The sequence below is a fragment of the Candidatus Skiveiella danica genome, assembly GCF_022705245.1.
GTDB lineage: Bacteria > Pseudomonadota > Gammaproteobacteria > Burkholderiales > Burkholderiaceae_C > Skiveiella > Skiveiella danica.
Genome location: NZ_JAKJEW010000008.1, coordinates 83,219 through 100,121 on the forward strand (window position 1 = coordinate 83,219; position 16,903 = coordinate 100,121).

Here is a 16,903-nt window from a genome sequence, read left to right on the forward strand (position 1 = left end):
GGGGTCAGCGGGCCGTGGAGGAAGCGGACGCGGATGCGGCGACGGACGGTGCCGATGCCGGGCCGGCGGCAGGCCTGGGCGCGGTGAAGCGCACAGCGGTGCCTTCGACGAGGGCGCCGACCGCGCCGGTCACGACCTGGGCGTTGTCAGCCAGCCCGCTCACCGCGACCACGGCTTGACCGTCGGCATTGCCCCGCGCGCCGGGCACCACGGTGCGGTGCACGATCTTGCCGTTGTCGATGACCTGGACATAGGGCTGGGGTTTGTCGGTGCGCAGGGCGCTGACCGGAATCGCCAGCGTGTTCAGCCGCCCGGTGCCCAGCGTGCCCTCGGCAAACAAGCCCTGGCGCAGCACACTGGACGGCTCCACGGCCAGATACACCAGGATGCTGCGGCTGCCGGCCTGGGTGCTCGGGTTGATGCGCACCACGCGGGCCTTCACGGGCTCGGGGCTGCCCTCGATCTTCAGCACGGCCTGCTGGCCGATCCGCACGCCCGGGGCGTCACCGGCACTGATGGCGGCTTCCAGCTCCAGGCGGCTCAGGTCCACGATCTCGACGATGCGGGCATCCACCTGCACGCGCTCGCCGGACTGCGCCAGGCGCTGTGAGATCAGGCCCGAGATCGGCGCCGTCAGCACCGTGTCGGCCAGGGTCTTGCGCGCCACATCCGCTGCCGCCATCGCCGCCTGGTAGCTGGCCTTGGCACCACTCAGGGTGGAGTCAGAGGTGTCCAGCGCCGTCTTGGAGATGAAGCCCTTTTCCATCAGCGCCTTGTTGTTGTCGAACTGGCGCTGCGCAATGTCGATCTGGACCTTGGCGGCATTGGCCTGGTCCTGTGCCTGGCGCAGCCTCGCCTGGTACTCGGTGGCTTCGATGCGCGCAAGCACCTGTCCGGCCTTGACGGCGTCGCCCTCGCGCACCGTCAGCCCCTGCAGTTCGCCGGCCACGCGCGCCTTGACGACGGCCGATGTCACCGCCTTGAGGGCGCCCGTGACCGGCAGGCCCTGTTCGAGCTCGCGGACCTGGGCCCGGGTGACGTCGGTGGTCGCCAGCTCGATGACCGCCGCGGTCTTGGCCGACGCCTGCGCCAGCGCCTGCTGCTGCGCCTTGCGCACCGACAGGGCGCGCCCGGCCAGCACGGCCACGAGCAGCAGCACCACGGCCACCGCGATCCATTTCCACCAGCGCTTCATGCGGTTGGCTCCTTGAGCAGCCCGCGCACCATGAGATCGGCGTGCTGGGCGATGAATTGTTCGGGGTCGATGGCACCGCCCACGCCGCAGCAGGGCGCCAGGGAGTGCTTCCACATGACCAGAAAGATCAGCGGCGCCATGATGGCGTGCACAGTCAGGTGCAGGTTCACGGCGCGGAACTCGCCGCGGTCGATGCCGCGTTGCAGCACGCGGCTCACCAGCAGGGTACCGGGCGTGACCACTTCATCCTGGTAGAAGCGCGCCAGCTCCGGGAAATTGCTGGCTTCGCTCATGATCAGCTTGGAAATGCCCGAGGCCTTGGTGGCACCATAGCGGGCCCACCATTGCTGCATCAGGTGCGCCAGCAGCTCGCCCGTGGAGCCGGCGAAGCCCTCGATCTCGGAAGCGCCCTCGGTGACGGTGCGGGCCAGGTTCTCACGCACGACGGCCTTGAACAGCTCTTCCTTGCTGGGGAAATACAGGAACAGCGTGCCTTTGGACACGCCAGCGCGCACGGCCACCTCTTCGGCGCGGGTGGCCGCATAGCCCTTTTCCACGAACAGGTCGAGCGCCGCCTCCAGCAGTTCGCCCGGGCGGGCCTCCTTGCGGCGTTCGCGTTTGTGCGCGTCCAGGGCGGGCGCTGCGGAAATGGGTTTGCTCACCGGGGTGTTATTAATGACTGACTGGTTAGTAATGTAGCCACTCCGGGCGCAGGCGTCAAGCCGCGAGGGTCCGCTGCAAGCCCTGCCCGGCGATGGCGGGCGGGCAAATTTTTGTAAAGCTGCCCGGCGCAGAAAAACCAACAGGACCTGAATCGGTCCTGTTTTTGTAGCTGTCAGTGACCCATCGGCGCCGGGATCGGGCCGAAAAGATCAGAAAAACTCAGTTGAACGCCGCAATCCCGGTGATCGCCCGTCCCAGGATCAGTGCGTGCACGTCGTGGGTGCCTTCATAGGTGTTGACCACCTCCAGGTTCACCAGGTGGCGGGCCACGCCGAATTCGTCGCTGATGCCATTGCCGCCCATCATGTCGCGGGCCAGGCGGGCGATGTCCAGCGCCTTGCCGCAGCTGTTGCGCTTGAGGATGGAGGTGATCTCGACGGCGGCCGTGCCTTCGTCCTTCATGCGCCCCAGGCGCAGGCAGCCCTGCAGGCCCAGCGTGATCTCGGTCAGCATGTCGGCCAGTTTTTTCTGGATTAGCTGGTTGGCGGCCAGCGGGCGGCCGAACTGCTGGCGGTCCAGCACGTACTGGCGGGCGCGGAAGTAGCAATCCTCCGCCGCGCCCAGGGCGCCCCAGGCGATGCCGTAGCGCGCGCTGTTCAGGCAGGTGAACGGGCCCTTCAGGCCACGCACCTCGGGGAAGGCGTTTTCTTCGGGCACGAACACCTCGTCCATCACGATCTCGCCGGTGATGCTGGCCCGCAGGCCCACCTTGCCGTGCACGGCGGGGGCCGACAGACCCTTCCAGCCTTTTTCGAGCACAAAGCCACGGATCTGGCCACCGTCATCCTTGGCCCAGACGACAAACACGTCGGCAATCGGCGAGTTGGTGATCCACATCTTGGCACCCGAGAGGCTGTAGCCGCCGTCCACCTTGCGGGCGCGGGTGATCATGCTGCCGGGGTCGGAACCGTGGTTGGGCTCGGTCAGGCCGAAGCAGCCGATCCACTCGCCGGTGGCCAGTTTGGGCAGGTATTTCTGTCTGGTGGCTTCGTTGCCGAATTCATGGATCGGCACCATCACCAGCGAGCTTTGCACGCTCATCATGCTGCGGTAGCCGGAGTCCACGCGCTCCACCTCGCGTGCCACGAGGCCGTAGCACACGTAGTTCAGGCCGGCGCCGCCGTACTGCTCGGGGATGGTGGGGCCCAGCAGGCCCAGCTCGCCCATCTCGCGGAAGATGGAGGCGTCGTTGGTTTCGTTGCGAAAGGCCATCTGCACGCGCGGCAGCAGTTTTTCCTGGCAGTAGGCGCGGGCCGCCTCCTGCACCTGGCGCTCGTCGTCGGTGAGCTGGGCGCTGAGGTGGAAGGGGTCTTCCCAGCTGAACGTGTTCTTGGCAGTGGCCATGGCGTGTCTCCTCGATGCGACGGGGTGGGTTTGGAAAAAGGGGGGGCCGTCGATCCGGCAATTGTCGCGGCACCATGAATACCTGTCTAATATCAATTAGGTATTCATCAATACAAAATTCATATTTATGGAATTTCGCCACCTGCGCTATTTCCTGGTGCTGGCCGAAGAGCTGCACTTTGGCCGCGCGGCGCAGCGGCTGGCCATCTCCCAGCCGCCCTTGTCGCTGAACATCCAGCAGCTGGAGGCGTCGGTCGGTGCCCGGCTGTTCACGCGCAACAGCCGCGGCGTGCAGCTCACCGAGGCCGGACTGGCCTTCGTGCCGGCCGCGCGCGGGCTGCTGGAGCACGCACAGGCCGCGGCCCGGCAGGCACGCGATGTGGACCAGGGCCTGGCCGGCACCCTGCGCATCGGCTTTGCGGGCACCATGCTGTACCGGGGCCTGCCGCAGATCCTGGCGGCGTTTCACGCGGACGAGCGCCGCCTGCGGGTGGTGCTGCGTGAGCTGAGCTCGCGCGAGCAACTGGTCGAGCTTTCCCAGGGCCGCCTCGACCTGGCCTTTGTTCACACCACGCAAGTGCCGCCCGAGGTGTCGCAGATCCGGGTTTCGCGACAACCGTTCGTGGCCTGCCTGAGCGCCACGCACCCCCTGGCGTCGCGCAGCCGGCTGGGTCTGGACGAACTGGTCGGTGAGCCGCTTGCGCTGGTCTCGCGCCAGGTGTCGCCGGACTATCACGAACAGATCCTGGCCGCCTGCGCCGCCGCCGGTTTTGTGCCGGATATCCTGCACGAACTGCAGCACTGGCTGAGCGTGGTGAGCCTCGTTGCGCAAGGCCTCGGGGTCGCTCTTGTGCCGCAAGCGCTGCATCAGTCGGCCATCGCTGGCGCGGTGTTTGTGCCTGTGGAGGGTGATGCGCCGACCTATGACACCTATTGCCTGTGGAAAGCCGACGCCGGCCGCCCGGCCCTGGAGGCCTTCGCCCAAGCGGTGCGCCAGGTGGCCGACCGGCAGTCCTGAACACCGGGCAGGAGCCGGTTGGCGTCGATGCCCGTCGCAGGGCGTCTTCGACACCGCGCTGCGAGTCGTGAACCCCGGCAAAACCCTGAAGGCTGGGTGCCCGCGTAAATGTCCTATTGACAGGACATTAGAACCGTCGGACGATGGTGCGCATGACGCCGGTCCTGCCCCTGCCCAAGTACCACCAGATCTATCTGGTGCTGCGCGAGCAGCTTGAAGAGGGGCGTTTCGCCGACGGGATGCCCGGTGAACTTGCGCTGATGCAGCAGTTTTCGGTGGCCCGGGTCACGGTCCGGCGGGCGCTGGAGCGCCTGGCCTCCGAAGGCCTCATCGCCCGCGAAGCAGGGCGCGGCACCCGCCCGATTGCGCCGAAGGACCGGGCTGCCGTGGCCGGTGCCGGGGTTGATGCGAGCCAGCCCGGCGGGCCGGACCGCTTGACCGGGCTGCTGGAAAACCTGGTGTCGGTCAGCCGCCATACCAGCGTGCGGGTGCTGGAAGTGGACGTGGTGTCGGCCAGCGAACCGGTGGCGCGGGCACTTCAGATCGTCACCGGTGACGGCGTGCAGAAGGCGGTGCGCGTGCGTTTCACGGCCGAAGGCCCCCTTTCGCACATCACGACGTGGGTCCCGCAGGCGCTGGCCGCCGGTTTTGGCGAGCGTGAACTGGCGGACAAACCCATCCTCGTGCTGCTGGAAGAGTCCGGCGTGCATGTCGGGCGGGCCCACCAGACCATTTCGGCCCGGCTGGCCGATGCGCAGGTGGCCGAACAGCTGGGCGTGTCGGTCGGTTCGGCCCTGCTGGCCGTGCGCCGCCTCGTTTTTGACACCCGGGACAGGCCGGTTCAGTATCTGCACGGCCTGTACCGGCCCGACCGCTACGAATACCAGATGCAGTTGTCACGGGTCGGTGACATCGACGCCAAGGTATGGGTCAGCCGCGAGGCTTCCGCGCAATTTCATTGATCAACCCCAGGAGAAGAGCCCATGAGCACTACCGTTCGCAATCGCCGCCATTTCATGGCCCAGGCCACCGCCGCCGCGTCCGCGCTGGCATTCCCGATGGTGGGGGGCGCCCAGCCCAAGCCGGTCAAGATCGGCGTGCTGCATCCGGTCACCGGAGCGCTGGCGTTTTCCGGCCAGCAGTGCCGCGAGGGCGCACTGATGGCCATCGAGGACATCAACAAGGCGGGGGGGATCAAGGCGCTGGGCGGCGCGAAGATCGAGCCACTGCTGGGTGACGCGCAGTCGCAACCCCAGGTTGGCGCGGCGGAAGTCGAAAAAATGAACGAAGCGGGGGTCTCGGCCGTGCTCGGCGCCTACGCCTCGGCGATCTGCCTGGCCACCACCCAGGCGGCCGCCAAGTACAACCTGCCGCATGTGGTCGATGTCGGCGTGGCCGACCAGATCGTCGAGCGCGGGCTGAAGAACACCTTCCGCTTCGGTCCCGGCTACGGCGTGTGCGCGCGCGTCGCCATCACGAACCTTCACGTGCTGAACACCGCCGCGGGCAAGCCGGCCAAGACGGTGATGATCATCCATGAGGAATCCTTGTTCGGCACCGGCACCGGCAACCTGCTGGCGCGCGAACTGCCGGGCTATGGTTTCGAGGTCAAGGAAGTCATCAAGCACGCCAACCCGACGCGCGACTTCAACAACATCGTGCTGCGCATGAAGTCGCTGAACCCGGACATCGTGATCCCGGCCAACTATTACAACGAGTACGCGCTGCTCGTGCGCACCATGCAGCAGCAGAAGGTCACGCCGAAAGCGATCTACTCGGTGCTCGGCGGCGCCGCGTCGAGCTTCAAGTTCGTCAAGGAAGCCCCTGAATCGGCCAACGGCATCATCGACTGCAACCACTGGTACAACCCGAAAGATGCACGCGCGCTGGCCCTGCGCAAGCGGGTCGAGGCCAAGGGCCTGTTCTTCACCTACGAGATCTTCAACACTTACACGGCCATGATGTACCTTGCCGACGCCATCAACCGCGCCAAGTCCACCGACCGCGCGGCCATCACCGCGGCATTGGCCGACAGCACGTTCTCTGACCACTTCATGCCCTACGGGCCGACGAAGATGGTCAACGGGCAGAACACCGGTGCGCAGCCGCTGATGACGCAGGTGCTGGGCGGCGACATCAAGGTCATCGTGCCGCGCGAATACCGGCAGGCCGACCCGGTGTTTCCGATGAAGTCCTGAAGCCCGGCTACTCCCGCAACCGCACGGGGCCCGCAGCTCCCTCGGCGGCGGGCCGCGCGCACGACCATGACCGACCTGTCCATCCTGTTTCCGTCCATCCTCAACGGCCTGACCACCGGGGCGGTCTATGCGCTGATCGCGCTGGGGCTCACGCTGATCTATGGCGTGCTGCACATCATCAACTTCGCGCACGGCGCGGCGCTGATGCTGGCGCTGTACGCGGTCTACTGGCTCAAGGAGGCGGCGGGCATTGATCCGTACCTCGCGCTGCCGCTGGTGGTGCCGGGCATGTTCGTGCTCGGCTACGCCATGCAGCGCCTCGTGATCAATCGCGCCAGCCATGGCAAGGACGAGAACATCCTGCTGGTCACACTGGGCCTGTCGATCGTCATGGAGAACCTGGCGCTGCTGTTCTTCAAGTCGGACACCCGCACCATCGAGACCGCCTACACACTGACCACGGTGCCGATCAACATCGGCTTCGCGCAGGCCATGATCGCTTTGCCCAAGCTGGTGGCCTTCGGTGGCGCTTTGGTGGCCTCCGCCGTGCTGATGCTGATCGTCGGGCGCACCGACCTGGGCCGCGCGATTCGCGCCGTGGCGAAGGAAAAGCACGGGGCCAAGCTCATGGGCATCGACGTGGAGCATGTCTACGCCATGAGCTTCGGCATCGGGCTGGCCTGCCTGGGTGCGGCGGCGTGCTTCCTGCTGCCGGCCTATTACGTCAATCCGCAGGTCGGCAACGGCTTCGTGCTGGTGGCCTTCACCATCGTCGTGCTCGGTGGCATGGGCAGTTTTTCCGGGGCCCTGCTGGGCGGACTGCTGATCGGCGTGGTCGAGTCGCTCGGCGGCCTGCTGCTGGGCGAATCGCTGGGGCAGATCGGCATCTTTCTGCTCTTCATCGCGGTGCTGCTGTTCCGGCCCCAGGGGCTGTTCGGAGCCAAGGCATGACGGGCGGTACCCGGACCCCGATGCCCGCCCTGCACAAGGAGTTGCTGCGCATTGCCATCTTTGCGGTGGGTGTTGCGCTGCTGCTGAACCTTCTGGACTCGGGCGTGGCGCTGAATTTTGTGATGATGGCGCTGTATGCCGCCTTGCTGGCGCAGGCCTGGAACATCCTGGGCGGCTATGGCGGGCAGTTCTCGTTCGGCCACGCGCTGTTCTTTGGCACCGGCGCCTATGTGCAGGCGATCGCGCAGCTCGACGGCGGGCTGAATCCCTGGCTTGCGATGCCGCTGGGCGTGCTGGCCAGCGCCGGCGTGGGCGTGTTCGTCGGCGCTTTAAGTTTTCGCTATGGCCTGAAGGGTTCGTACTTTGCGCTGGTCACGCTGGCCTTTGCCGAGGTGTTCCGCATCGTCGCGCTGTCGGTGCCGTTCACCGGCGCCGGCGTCGGCCTGATGGTGCCGCTGCGCGAAGGCTTCGGCAACATGCAGTTCGGCTCGCGCCGCGGCTTTGCCCTGATGGTGCTCGGGCTGGTGGTGCTGGCGCTGCTCGTGACCTGCTGGCTGCGGCACTCCCGCTTCGGCGCCTACCTGCAGGCCGTGCGCGACAACGAGGATGCCGCACGCGCGGCTGGCGTGAACCCGTTCCGCATCAAGCTCGGTGCCATTGCGCTGTCCGGTGGTTTCATGGGCGCAGGCGGGGCCTTCTACGTGCAGGCGTTCCAGTACATCGACCCCGGCATTGCCTACGGCGCGCACACCTCGGTGGAGGCGCTGGTCGGCGCCATCGTGGGTGGCATGGGCACGCTGTGGGGGCCGCTGATCGGCGCGCTGGCGCTGCATGTGCTGGCCGACCTCACGCGCAACCTGTTCGGCCAACTGCCGGGCATCAACATGGTGATCTACGGTGTTGTGCTGGTGCTGATGATCCTGTTCGCGCCGCGCGGCCTTGGCGGCCTGGGGCGCAGCGTGCGCGAACTGTGGAAGGGGCGCACAAAATGAGCGCCGCGCTGATGACGCTGACTGGCGTGTCGCGCAGCTTTGGCGGGCTGAAGGCGGTGCAGGACGTCAGCCTGGCCGTGCCGCAAGGCAGCCTGACGGCCTTGATCGGCCCCAATGGCGCGGGCAAGACCACGCTGTTTGCGCTGATGTCGGGTTTCCTGATTCCCGACAGCGGCCGCATTGAGTTCGACGGGCAGGACATCACCGGCCGCGCCCCCGACCTCAATGCCCGCCAGGGCCTGGCGCGCACCTTCCAGATCGTGCAGCCCTTCGCCGCCCAGACCGTGCGCGAGAACATCGCCGTCGGCGCGCACCTGCATGAGCCGCGGCGTGTGGCCGCGCTGGCCGCGGCCGAGGCCGTGGCACAGCGCGTTGGCTTGGCGGCACAGCTCGACAAGCCCGCCGCCGACCTCACCGTGGCCGGGCGCAAGCGGCTGGAACTGGCTCGCGCGCTGGCGACGCAACCCAAGCTGCTGCTGCTCGACGAGGTGCTGGCCGGGCTGAACCCGCAGGAGATTGGCGACATGATTCCGGTCGTGCGCGGCATCGCGCAATCGGGTGTAACCGTGCTCATGATCGAGCACGTGATGCAGGCCGTCATGAACCTGGCCGAGCACGTGTGGGTGCTGGCGCAGGGGCAGCTGATCGCGCAAGGCTCGCCGGCCGAGGTCACGTCCGACGCCGCGGTGATCGAGGCTTACCTGGGTCATGGCACCGCAGCCAAGTTGCGCCGGCAGGCTGCGGCTGCGGCTGCCGCAGGGGACGTGGCATGACGGCCCTGCTCGACATCCAGGGCCTGCGCGGCGGCTACGGCGCGGTCGAGGTGCTGCGCGGTGTCGACCTGCATGTGGATGCGGGTGAAATCGTCGCGCTGCTGGGCAGCAACGGCGCCGGCAAGTCCACCCTCAACAACCTGCTGTGCGGCATTTACCCGGCCTGGGCCGGCCGTGTGCTGTTCGATGGCAAGGATCTCAGCGGCGCCCACTACCGCGACGTGGTCAAGGCCGGGCTGATCCAGGTGCCTGAAGGCCGCAAGATCTTTCCCAACCTCTCGGTGCTGGAAAACCTGGAACTCGGCTCGTTCACCCGCGCCCGCGAACGCCGCGCCTCCAACCTGGAGCGCGTGTTTGCGATCTTCCCGCGCCTGAAGGAGCGTTCCACGCAGATGGCCGGCACGATGAGCGGTGGCGAGCAGCAGATGCTGGCCATCGGCCGCGGCCTGATGGCAGAGCCCCGGTTGCTGATCCTGGACGAGCCCTCGCTGGGCCTGTCGCCCCTGCTGGTCGAGGAGATGTTCGCCCTGATCGGCCAGCTCAACCGCGAAGGCCTTGCGGTGCTGCTGGTTGAGCAGAACGTGGGCCAGTCGCTGGAAATCGCCCAGCGCGCCTATGTGCTGGAGAACGGGGCCATCCTTTTTTCCGGCACGGGCGCGGACTTGCTCGCCAGCGACGCACTGCGCCTGGCCTACCTCGGTGTCTGAGGCCGCACGACCATGAACCACCTGTTTTTGAAAAGATTTCGCCGCCTTCCCAGCGTACTTTGGTCATTGGTAGCTATGGTGTTGATAGCGGGCAGCGTGCATGGCCAGACCCTGCCGCCGGTGCGCATCCTCGTGGGCGCGCCAGCCGGCGGCTCCACCGACACCCTGGCGCGCGCGCTGGCCAGCGAAATGGGCCGGCAGCTGTCGCGTACCGTGATCGTCGAGAACCGCCCGGGCGCCGGCGGCAACATCGCCGCCGACGCGGTGGCCAAGGCAGCACCCGACGGCAACACGCTGCTGATGAGCTTCACCAGCCACGCCATCAACGCCTCACTCTACCCTGGCCTGCCGTTCGATCCGGTCAAGGACTTCACGCCGCTGACCTGCGTGGCCACTTCGCCATCCATGCTGGTGGCCCATCCCTCGGTGCCGGCCAGGGACGTGCGCGAGCTGATCGCGCTCGCGAAGGCCCGGCCCGGCCAGCTCAATTTCGCGATCGGCTCGGTCGGTTCGTCGCTGCATCTGGCGGGCGACGCCTTCAAGATGCAGTCGGGCGTTTTCATCGTCAACATTCCCTACCGGGGCACCGCGCCGGCGATCCAGGACGTGCTGGCCGGACAGGTGGAGCTGATGTTCGCGGCGGTGGGCAATGCGCAGGCACAGGTCCGGGCCGGCAAGCTCAAAGCGCTCGGCGTGACCAGCGCCACCCGGCTGGCGGCTTTCCCCGATGTGCCGGCTATCAGTGAGGTGCTGCCGGGCTATGAGTCGAGTGCCTGGTTCGGACTGTTCGCGCCGGGCCGCATGGACACGGCGCTGGCGAAGAAGATGAGCGACGCGGCGCGCAAGGCCGTCGCTTCGCCCGAGGTGCGGCGGCGCCTGGAGACTGAGGGCTACATCCCGGTGGGCAACAGCCCCGAGGAGTTCAGCCGCTTCGTGCAGAGCGAAATCACGCGCTGGGCCAAGGTCGTCAAGTTCTCGGGCGCGAAGCCCGAATAGGGAGCGGCCATGACGGCGCAGTCCCTGGCCCAGAAGTTGATAGCCCGCGCCGCGGGCCAGGCTTCGGTGCGCTTCGGCGAGATCGTCACCTGCCGCGTCGATCTGGCGATGTTCCACGACTCGTCGGGGCCGCGGCGTCTCAAGCCCATGCTCGAAGAGCTCGGCGCCACGATCTGGGACAAGTCCAGAGTCGTGCTGGTGATGGACCATTACGTGCCCGAGCGCGACGAGGCCGCGCGGCGCATCGTGCGCATCGCCCGCGACTGGGCGCGCGAGCAGCAGCTGCCGCATGTCTACGACAGCCAGGGCATCTGCCACGTGGTGGTGCCGCAGCACGGCCACATCCGGCCCGGCCTGTTCTGCGTGGGCGGCGACTCGCATTCGCCCACGGGCGGCGCGTTCGGCGCCTACATGTTCGGCATCGGCAGCACCGAGATGCTCGGCGTCGTGGTCACCGGCGAGATCTGGCTGCGCGTGCCGCAGACGATCGCGATGCACTGGTCCGGGCGGCTGGCCGCGGGCGTTTGTGCCAAGGACATGATGCTGTCCATGATCGCGCGCTTCGGCATGAACGGCGCCGACTACCAGGCGGTGGAGTTCACGGGCGACGCGGTGCGCGCGCTGTCGATGCAGGAGCGCATGACCCTGTGCAACATGAGCGCCGAGCTCGGCGCGCAGACTGGCCTGGTGGCGCCCGACGACGTGACTTGGCAATGGCTTCGCGAGACCGGCGTGGCGCCCTTGCCCGGCGACGGCGATGCCATGGACTGGGCGTCCGACCCCAGCAGTTTCGACGTGCAACACGACTTCGACGCGGCCGCCCTCAGCCCCCAGCTCGCCGCGCCGCACAGCCCGGCGCACGGCGTGCCGTTGGCCGCGCACGCCGACACGCGCATCGACGTGGCCTACATCGGCGCGTGCACCGGCGCCAAGCTCGACGACCTGCGCTTTGCCGCGCAGGTGCTCAAGGGGCGCCGGGTCGCCAGCGGCGTGCAGTTCCTGGTCGCACCGGCCAGCCTGAAGGACCGCGCGCAGGCCGAGGCCGAAGGCACAATGCAGATCCTCACCGACGCGGGTGCCGTCGTCCTGCCCAGCGCCTGCGGCGCCTGCGCGGGCTACGGCGACAGCTTCGCAGAGGGCCAGACTGTCATCTCCAGCACGGCGCGCAACTTCAAGGGCCGCATGGGGCCGCCGAGTACGCAGGTGTATCTGGGTTCGGCCTACACCGTGGCCGCCTCCGCGCTGCGCGGGCGCATCACCGATCCGCGCGAGGTGCTGGCATGAACCCGGCGCTGCTGTGGCACACCGTCTGGCAGCTCGGCGAAGACGTCGACACCGACGCGCTGGCGCCCGGCGCGTACATGCAGCTGGGCGTCGAAGGCATCGCGCCGCACTGCCTGGAAAACCTCGCGCCCGCTTTTGCCCGCGAGGTGCGCCCGGGTGATGTGATCGTGGCCGGGCGCAATTTCGGCATCGGCTCATCGCGCGAGCAAGCCGCAGCGGTGCTCGTGCACCTGGGTGTGGCGGCCGTGATCGCGCCCAGCTATGGCGGGCTGTTCTTCCGCAACGCCTTCAACCTCGGCCTGCTGCTGCTGACCTGCGCGGACGCCGCGTCGCTGCAGGGCCAGTCGCAGCTCGCCATCGAACGCTCGCCCCTGCGAATCGTGCTGCCGGACGGCCGCGCCCTGGCCTGCGAGCCCGTGCCCGATTTCCTGCTGGCGATGGCGCAGGCCGGGGGCCTGTTGCCCCAGCTGCGCCAGCGTCTGGCCGCCCAAGCCTCATCCCGCCTCTGAACCTTCCAAGGAGAAACCATGACGACACCGGAATTCGACCTGCTCATCAAGAACGTGCGCGTCGTGCGGCCGCACGGCAACGTGGTGCACGACAGCGACATCGCGATCAAGGATGGCCAGTTCGCGCTGGTCGCGCCGGGCATCGACGTGGCCCGCGCGAAGAAGGTGCACGACGGCCAGCACCGCCTGGCCTTCCCCGGCGTGGTGGACGCCCACATGCACAGCGGCATCTACTCGCCGCTGATCGAGGACGCCGTCTCCGAGAGCAAGGCCGCCGCGATGGGCGGGGTCACGTCGAGCCTGAACTACTTCCGCACCGGCCAGTACTACCTGAACAAGGGCGGGCCGTACAAGAAGTTCTACCCCGAGGTGCTGAAGACGTCCAAGGGCCGCTTTCATGTGGACTACGGCTTTCACCTCGCGCCCATGGACGGCACGCACATCAAGGAGATCCCAGAGCTGATCGAAAAGTACGGCGTCTCCAGCTTCAAGATCTTCATGTTCTACGGCTCGCACGGCCTGCACGGCGCGTCCAACAGCCAGCGCGAGTTCCTGATGATCGGCGAGGACGAGCGCTACGACTACGCGCATTTCGAGTTCATCATGCGCGGCGTGCAGGCGGCCCGCGAACAGTTTCCCGAGCGGGCGCGGCAGATTTCGCTCTCCTTGCACTGCGAGACCGCCGAGGTCATGACGGCCTACACCAAGCTGGTCGAGAAGGACGAATCGTTTCAGAAACCGGGCATGGGCCTGGCCGCCTACAGCGCCTCGCGCCCGCAGCATTCCGAAGGCCTGGCAGTGTTCATCGCGAGCTACCTGGCCCACGAGACCGCGTTGCCCAACATCAACCTGCTGCACCTGTCGTCGCGCAAGGCGGTGCAGGCCGCGATGATGATGGCCGACGTGTTCCCGCACATCGACTTCAAGCGCGAGGTGACCATCGGCCACCTGATGCTCGACATCAATTCGAAGGCCGCCGAGCTGGCCAAGGTGAACCCGCCGATCCGCCCGCGCGAGGACGTCGAGTTCCTGTGGGACGCGCTGCTGGCCGGCGAGCTCGACTGGGTGGTCAGCGACCACGCCTGCTGCCGCCACGAGATGAAGATCCCGAAGCACTATTTCGGCAACATCTGGATGGCCAAGAGCGGCTTCGGCGGCACCGAGTACCTGCTGCCCGCGCTGGTCAGCGAGGGCACGCGCCGTGGCATGGGCTACAACCACATGGCGCGCGTGACCAGCTGGAACCCGGCGCAGCGCTATGGCCTGAACCGCAAGGGGGACATTGCCGTGGGCTTCGACGCCGACCTCGCGCTGGTGGACCCAGCCAAGACCTGGACCATCGCGGCCAAGGATTCACCGTCGACCCAGGGCTACACGCCCTTCGAGGGGCTGGAGCTGTCGGCGCGCGTGGAGGAAACCTTCCTGCGCGGCCACCTCATCTACCTGGGCGGCGAGGTCATCGGCAAGCCGCGCGGCCAGTACCTGCACCGCCCGACGGCATGACGCGCCGGCCGTTCGCGCCGGGCCTGTCGAGGCAGGCCCGATGAATCCGGCCGTGCGCACCGGCACGCCGGCGCCCGACGCGCCGCACATCCCCGTGGCCATCGTCGGCGCCGGAGCCTGCGGGCTGGTCGCGGCCCTCACGCTGCGCGACGCGGGGGTGGAGTGCGTGCTGCTGGAGCGCGATGCCCAGCCCTCGGGCTCCACCGCGCTGTCGTCCGGCTTCATCCCGGCGGCCGGCACGGCCATGCAGCAGGCCGCCGGCATCCAGGACAGCCCGGCCCAGTTCGCCGCCGACATCCAGGCCAAGGCCCATGGCACGGCGGCGGCGCATCTGGTCGCGGCGTTTTCCGCGCGCATCGGCGCGGCGCTCGACACGCTGCAGGCCCGGCACGGCATCACCTTCGAAGTGCTCGACGGCTTTCTCTATCCTGGCCACAGCGTGCGCCGCATGCACGCCGTGCCGCAGAAGACCGGCGCGGCGCTGGTGGCGCAGCTCGAGCGCGTCGCCACGGCGGCGGGCGCCGACATCGTGACGCAGGCCACGGTGCGCGAACTCTGGGTCGACCGGGCCGGGCGCATCACCGGCGTCGGCTACGAGCGGCCCGACGGGCGCGTCGAGCAGCTGCGCTGCGACGCCTTGATCCTGGCCTGCAACGGCTTTGGCGGCAACCCGGCGATGGTGCGCGAGTTGCTGCCCGAGATGGTTGATGCGCTGTTCGCCGGCCACACCGGCAACGACGGTAGCGCGATCGCCTGGGGCCGCTCGCTCGGCGCGCGGCTGGCCGATCTGGGCGGCTACCAGGGCCATGGCTCGTGGGCGATCCCGCAGGGCGCGCTGATCACCTGGGCGGTGATGATGGAAGGCGGCGTGCAGCTCAACGCCCGCGGCGAACGTTTCCACGACGAGACCGAAGGCTATTCGGAGGCAGCCGTCCATGTGCTGGCGCAGCCCGGCGGCGTGGCCTGGGACGTGTTCGACGGGCCGATCCTGGCACTGGCGCGCGGCTTTCCCGATTTCTGCGCCGCCGAGGCGGCCGGCGCGCTGAAGACCTGCGCCGATGCGCCGGCGCTGGCCGCGCTGATCGGTTGCGCCACTGAAAAAATCATAGCAATGAATGACCTATCCACGCTGGGGAATGACCAAAAAGATTCAATCAATGGCGTCAATGCCCCTCGGGCGGGCGTCCGGCGGCCTTTGTTGCCGCCGTACTACGCCATCAAGGTGACCGGGGCGCTGTTCCACACCCAGGGCGGGCTGGACATCGACGCCCGCTGCCGCGTGCTGCGCGCCGACGGCACGCCGTTTGCCAACCTGCTGGCGGCGGGCGGCGCGGCGCGCGGCGTCTCGGGCAACGCGGTCTGGGGCTATCTCTCGGGCAACGGCCTGCTCAGCGCGGTGGCCGGTGGCGCCATCGCGGCGGAAACGGCGAAAGGAATGGTGAACGCATGAACACGCTCAAGACCCGGCTGGCCCAGGCTCAGCCGCTGCTCGCCCCCGGCGTCTACGACGCGCTGACCGCCCTGGTCGCCGAGCAGGCCGGCTTCGAGGCGCTGTACCTGTCGGGCGCGTCGATCGCCTACACCCGGCTGGGCCGCTCCGACGTGGGCCTCACGACCTTCACCGAAGTGCAGGACACGCTGGCGCGCATCACCGAGCGCGTGGCCGTGCCGGTCATCGTCGATGCCGACACCGGCTTCGGCAACGCGCTCAACGTGCAGCGCACGGTGCGCGGCCTGGAGCGCGCCGGCGCCGCGATGATCCAGCTCGAGGACCAGGGCTTCCCGAAGCGCTGCGGGCATCTGGACGGCAAGACCGTGATTCCGGTCGGCGAAATGTGCGGCAAGCTGCGCGCCGCCCTCGATGCGCGCCACAGCGCCGGCACGCTGATCCTGGCGCGCACCGATGCGCTGGCCGTCGAGGGGCTGGACGCCGCGCTGGAGCGTGCCGACGCGTATCTGGCCTGCGGCGTGGACGCGCTGTTCATCGAGGCGCTGCGCACGCCCAATCAGATGGACGCGGCCTGCAGCCGGTTTGCCGCGCGGGTGCCGTTGCTGGCCAACATGGTCGAGGGCGGCAAGACGCCGGTGCAGGACTCGGGTGAGCTGGGCCGGCGCGGCTTTCGCATCGTGATTTTTCCCGGTGGCACGGCGCGCGCGGTGGCGCACACGCTGCAGGACTACTACGCCAGCCTGCACCGTGACCAGACCACGGCGCCCTGGCAGGGCCGGATGCTCGACTTCGATGGCCTGAACCGCCTGATCGGCACGCCCGAGCTGCTGGAAACCGGTCGCCGGTACGAAAACCCGCACTGAAGGCACAAACAGCCACACAGGGGACCCGAAAGCTGTCACCATGGGCCTTCAACGGGACGGAGGTCCTTATCAATCCCTATATCTGGTGTGTGGTGGGCGGTGTGATCGGCTGGGCAGCGGGGCTGATGATGGCCCATGGCGACCGCGTCCTGATTCTTGAAAACGTGGCGGTCGGTGTCTTCGGCGCCTTCATCGGCGGCGACTTTGTGGCCGCCATGCTGAGTACGGGGATCGTCAACGACAAGGTCTTTTCTGTCCGTTCGCTCGGGCTTGCGATCGCCGGGGCGGTGACCCTGTTGCTGATCCTCAAGGCCATGCGCAAGGCCGTGGGCCCCCTGCGCCACGGCAAGAGCCCGTCGCGCCGACGCGAATGACGGTGACGGGGGCCGGCCTTTGC

General features: G+C 67.9%; 17 protein-coding genes. 14 read left to right on the plus strand and 3 right to left on the minus strand.

The window, feature by feature from the left end; translation table 11 throughout:
- Positions 1–4: 4 nt before the first annotated feature.
- From ACMUOY_RS06560 to ACMUOY_RS06570, 3 genes are all read right to left on the minus strand, one after another.
- Positions 5–1,195, minus strand: coding sequence for an efflux RND transporter periplasmic adaptor subunit (locus ACMUOY_RS06560; RefSeq protein WP_413891895.1), 1,191 nt, complete (start codon positions 1,193–1,195; stop codon positions 5–7).
- Positions 1,192–1,857 carry a TetR/AcrR family transcriptional regulator gene (locus tag ACMUOY_RS06565; RefSeq protein ID WP_413891896.1) on the minus strand — a complete coding sequence of 222 codons (666 nt, stop codon included), beginning with the start codon at positions 1,855–1,857 and terminating at the stop codon, positions 1,192–1,194. Before ACMUOY_RS06565 ends, ACMUOY_RS06560 begins: the two co-directional genes overlap by 4 nt.
- Positions 1,858–2,077: 220 nt before the next feature.
- Entirely contained in the window at positions 2,078–3,262 is a 1,185-nt protein-coding gene (locus ACMUOY_RS06570; RefSeq protein WP_413891897.1) for an acyl-CoA dehydrogenase, read from the minus strand.
- 127 nt (positions 3,263–3,389) lie between these two features.
- On the opposite strand from ACMUOY_RS06570, the gene ACMUOY_RS06575 reads away from it, so the two are divergent.
- The 14 genes from ACMUOY_RS06575 (at position 3,390) to ACMUOY_RS06640 (ending at position 16,880) form a co-directional block, all read left to right on the plus strand.
- Positions 3,390–4,280, plus strand: coding sequence for a LysR family transcriptional regulator (locus tag ACMUOY_RS06575; RefSeq protein ID WP_413891898.1), 891 nt, complete (start codon positions 3,390–3,392; stop codon positions 4,278–4,280).
- 152 nt (positions 4,281–4,432) lie between these two features.
- The gene (locus tag ACMUOY_RS06580) at positions 4,433–5,242 is read left to right on the plus strand and encodes a GntR family transcriptional regulator (RefSeq protein ID WP_413891899.1); all 810 of its coding nucleotides are present in this window, start codon (positions 4,433–4,435) and stop codon (positions 5,240–5,242) included.
- Positions 5,243–5,263: 21 nt separating this feature from the next.
- Entirely contained in the window at positions 5,264–6,478 is a 1,215-nt protein-coding gene (locus tag ACMUOY_RS06585; RefSeq protein ID WP_413891900.1) for an ABC transporter substrate-binding protein, read from the plus strand.
- A 66-nt stretch (positions 6,479–6,544) separates the two neighbouring features.
- Complete coding sequence (locus tag ACMUOY_RS06590; RefSeq protein ID WP_413891901.1) at positions 6,545–7,429, plus strand: branched-chain amino acid ABC transporter permease; 885 nt, start codon at positions 6,545–6,547, stop codon at positions 7,427–7,429.
- Positions 7,426–8,421 (plus strand): branched-chain amino acid ABC transporter permease, encoded by a 996-nt coding sequence (locus tag ACMUOY_RS06595; protein ID WP_413891902.1) that lies wholly within the window; start codon positions 7,426–7,428, stop codon positions 8,419–8,421. The genes ACMUOY_RS06590 and ACMUOY_RS06595 overlap by 4 nt, the downstream gene beginning before the upstream one ends.
- Positions 8,418–9,194: an ABC transporter ATP-binding protein gene (locus tag ACMUOY_RS06600; RefSeq protein ID WP_413891903.1), complete on the plus strand. Its 777-nt coding sequence runs from the start codon at positions 8,418–8,420 to the stop codon at positions 9,192–9,194. The genes ACMUOY_RS06595 and ACMUOY_RS06600 overlap by 4 nt, the downstream gene beginning before the upstream one ends.
- Positions 9,191–9,901, plus strand: a complete 711-nt coding sequence (locus ACMUOY_RS06605; RefSeq protein WP_413891904.1) for an ABC transporter ATP-binding protein — start codon at positions 9,191–9,193, stop codon at positions 9,899–9,901. Before ACMUOY_RS06600 ends, ACMUOY_RS06605 begins: the two co-directional genes overlap by 4 nt.
- Positions 9,902–9,976: 75 nt before the next feature.
- Positions 9,977–10,897, plus strand: coding sequence for a tripartite tricarboxylate transporter substrate binding protein (locus ACMUOY_RS06610; protein ID WP_413891954.1), 921 nt, complete (start codon positions 9,977–9,979; stop codon positions 10,895–10,897).
- Between the two features lie 9 nt (positions 10,898–10,906).
- Complete coding sequence (locus tag ACMUOY_RS06615; RefSeq protein WP_413891905.1) at positions 10,907–12,181, plus strand: 3-isopropylmalate dehydratase large subunit; 1,275 nt, start codon at positions 10,907–10,909, stop codon at positions 12,179–12,181.
- Positions 12,178–12,690: a 3-isopropylmalate dehydratase gene (locus ACMUOY_RS06620; protein WP_413891906.1), complete on the plus strand. Its 513-nt coding sequence runs from the start codon at positions 12,178–12,180 to the stop codon at positions 12,688–12,690. The genes ACMUOY_RS06615 and ACMUOY_RS06620 overlap by 4 nt, the downstream gene beginning before the upstream one ends.
- 18 nt (positions 12,691–12,708) lie before the next feature.
- Entirely contained in the window at positions 12,709–14,193 is a 1,485-nt protein-coding gene (locus ACMUOY_RS06625) for a dihydroorotase (protein ID WP_413891907.1), read from the plus strand.
- A 40-nt stretch (positions 14,194–14,233) separates the two neighbouring features.
- Positions 14,234–15,643, plus strand: coding sequence for an FAD-dependent oxidoreductase (locus ACMUOY_RS06630; protein ID WP_413891908.1), 1,410 nt, complete (start codon positions 14,234–14,236; stop codon positions 15,641–15,643).
- Positions 15,640–16,506, plus strand: coding sequence for an isocitrate lyase/PEP mutase family protein (locus tag ACMUOY_RS06635; protein ID WP_413891909.1), 867 nt, complete (start codon positions 15,640–15,642; stop codon positions 16,504–16,506). The genes ACMUOY_RS06630 and ACMUOY_RS06635 overlap by 4 nt, the downstream gene beginning before the upstream one ends.
- A 92-nt stretch (positions 16,507–16,598) precedes the next feature.
- Positions 16,599–16,880, plus strand: a complete 282-nt coding sequence (locus ACMUOY_RS06640) for a GlsB/YeaQ/YmgE family stress response membrane protein (RefSeq protein WP_413891910.1) — start codon at positions 16,599–16,601, stop codon at positions 16,878–16,880.
- Positions 16,881–16,903: the final 23 nt, after the last annotated feature.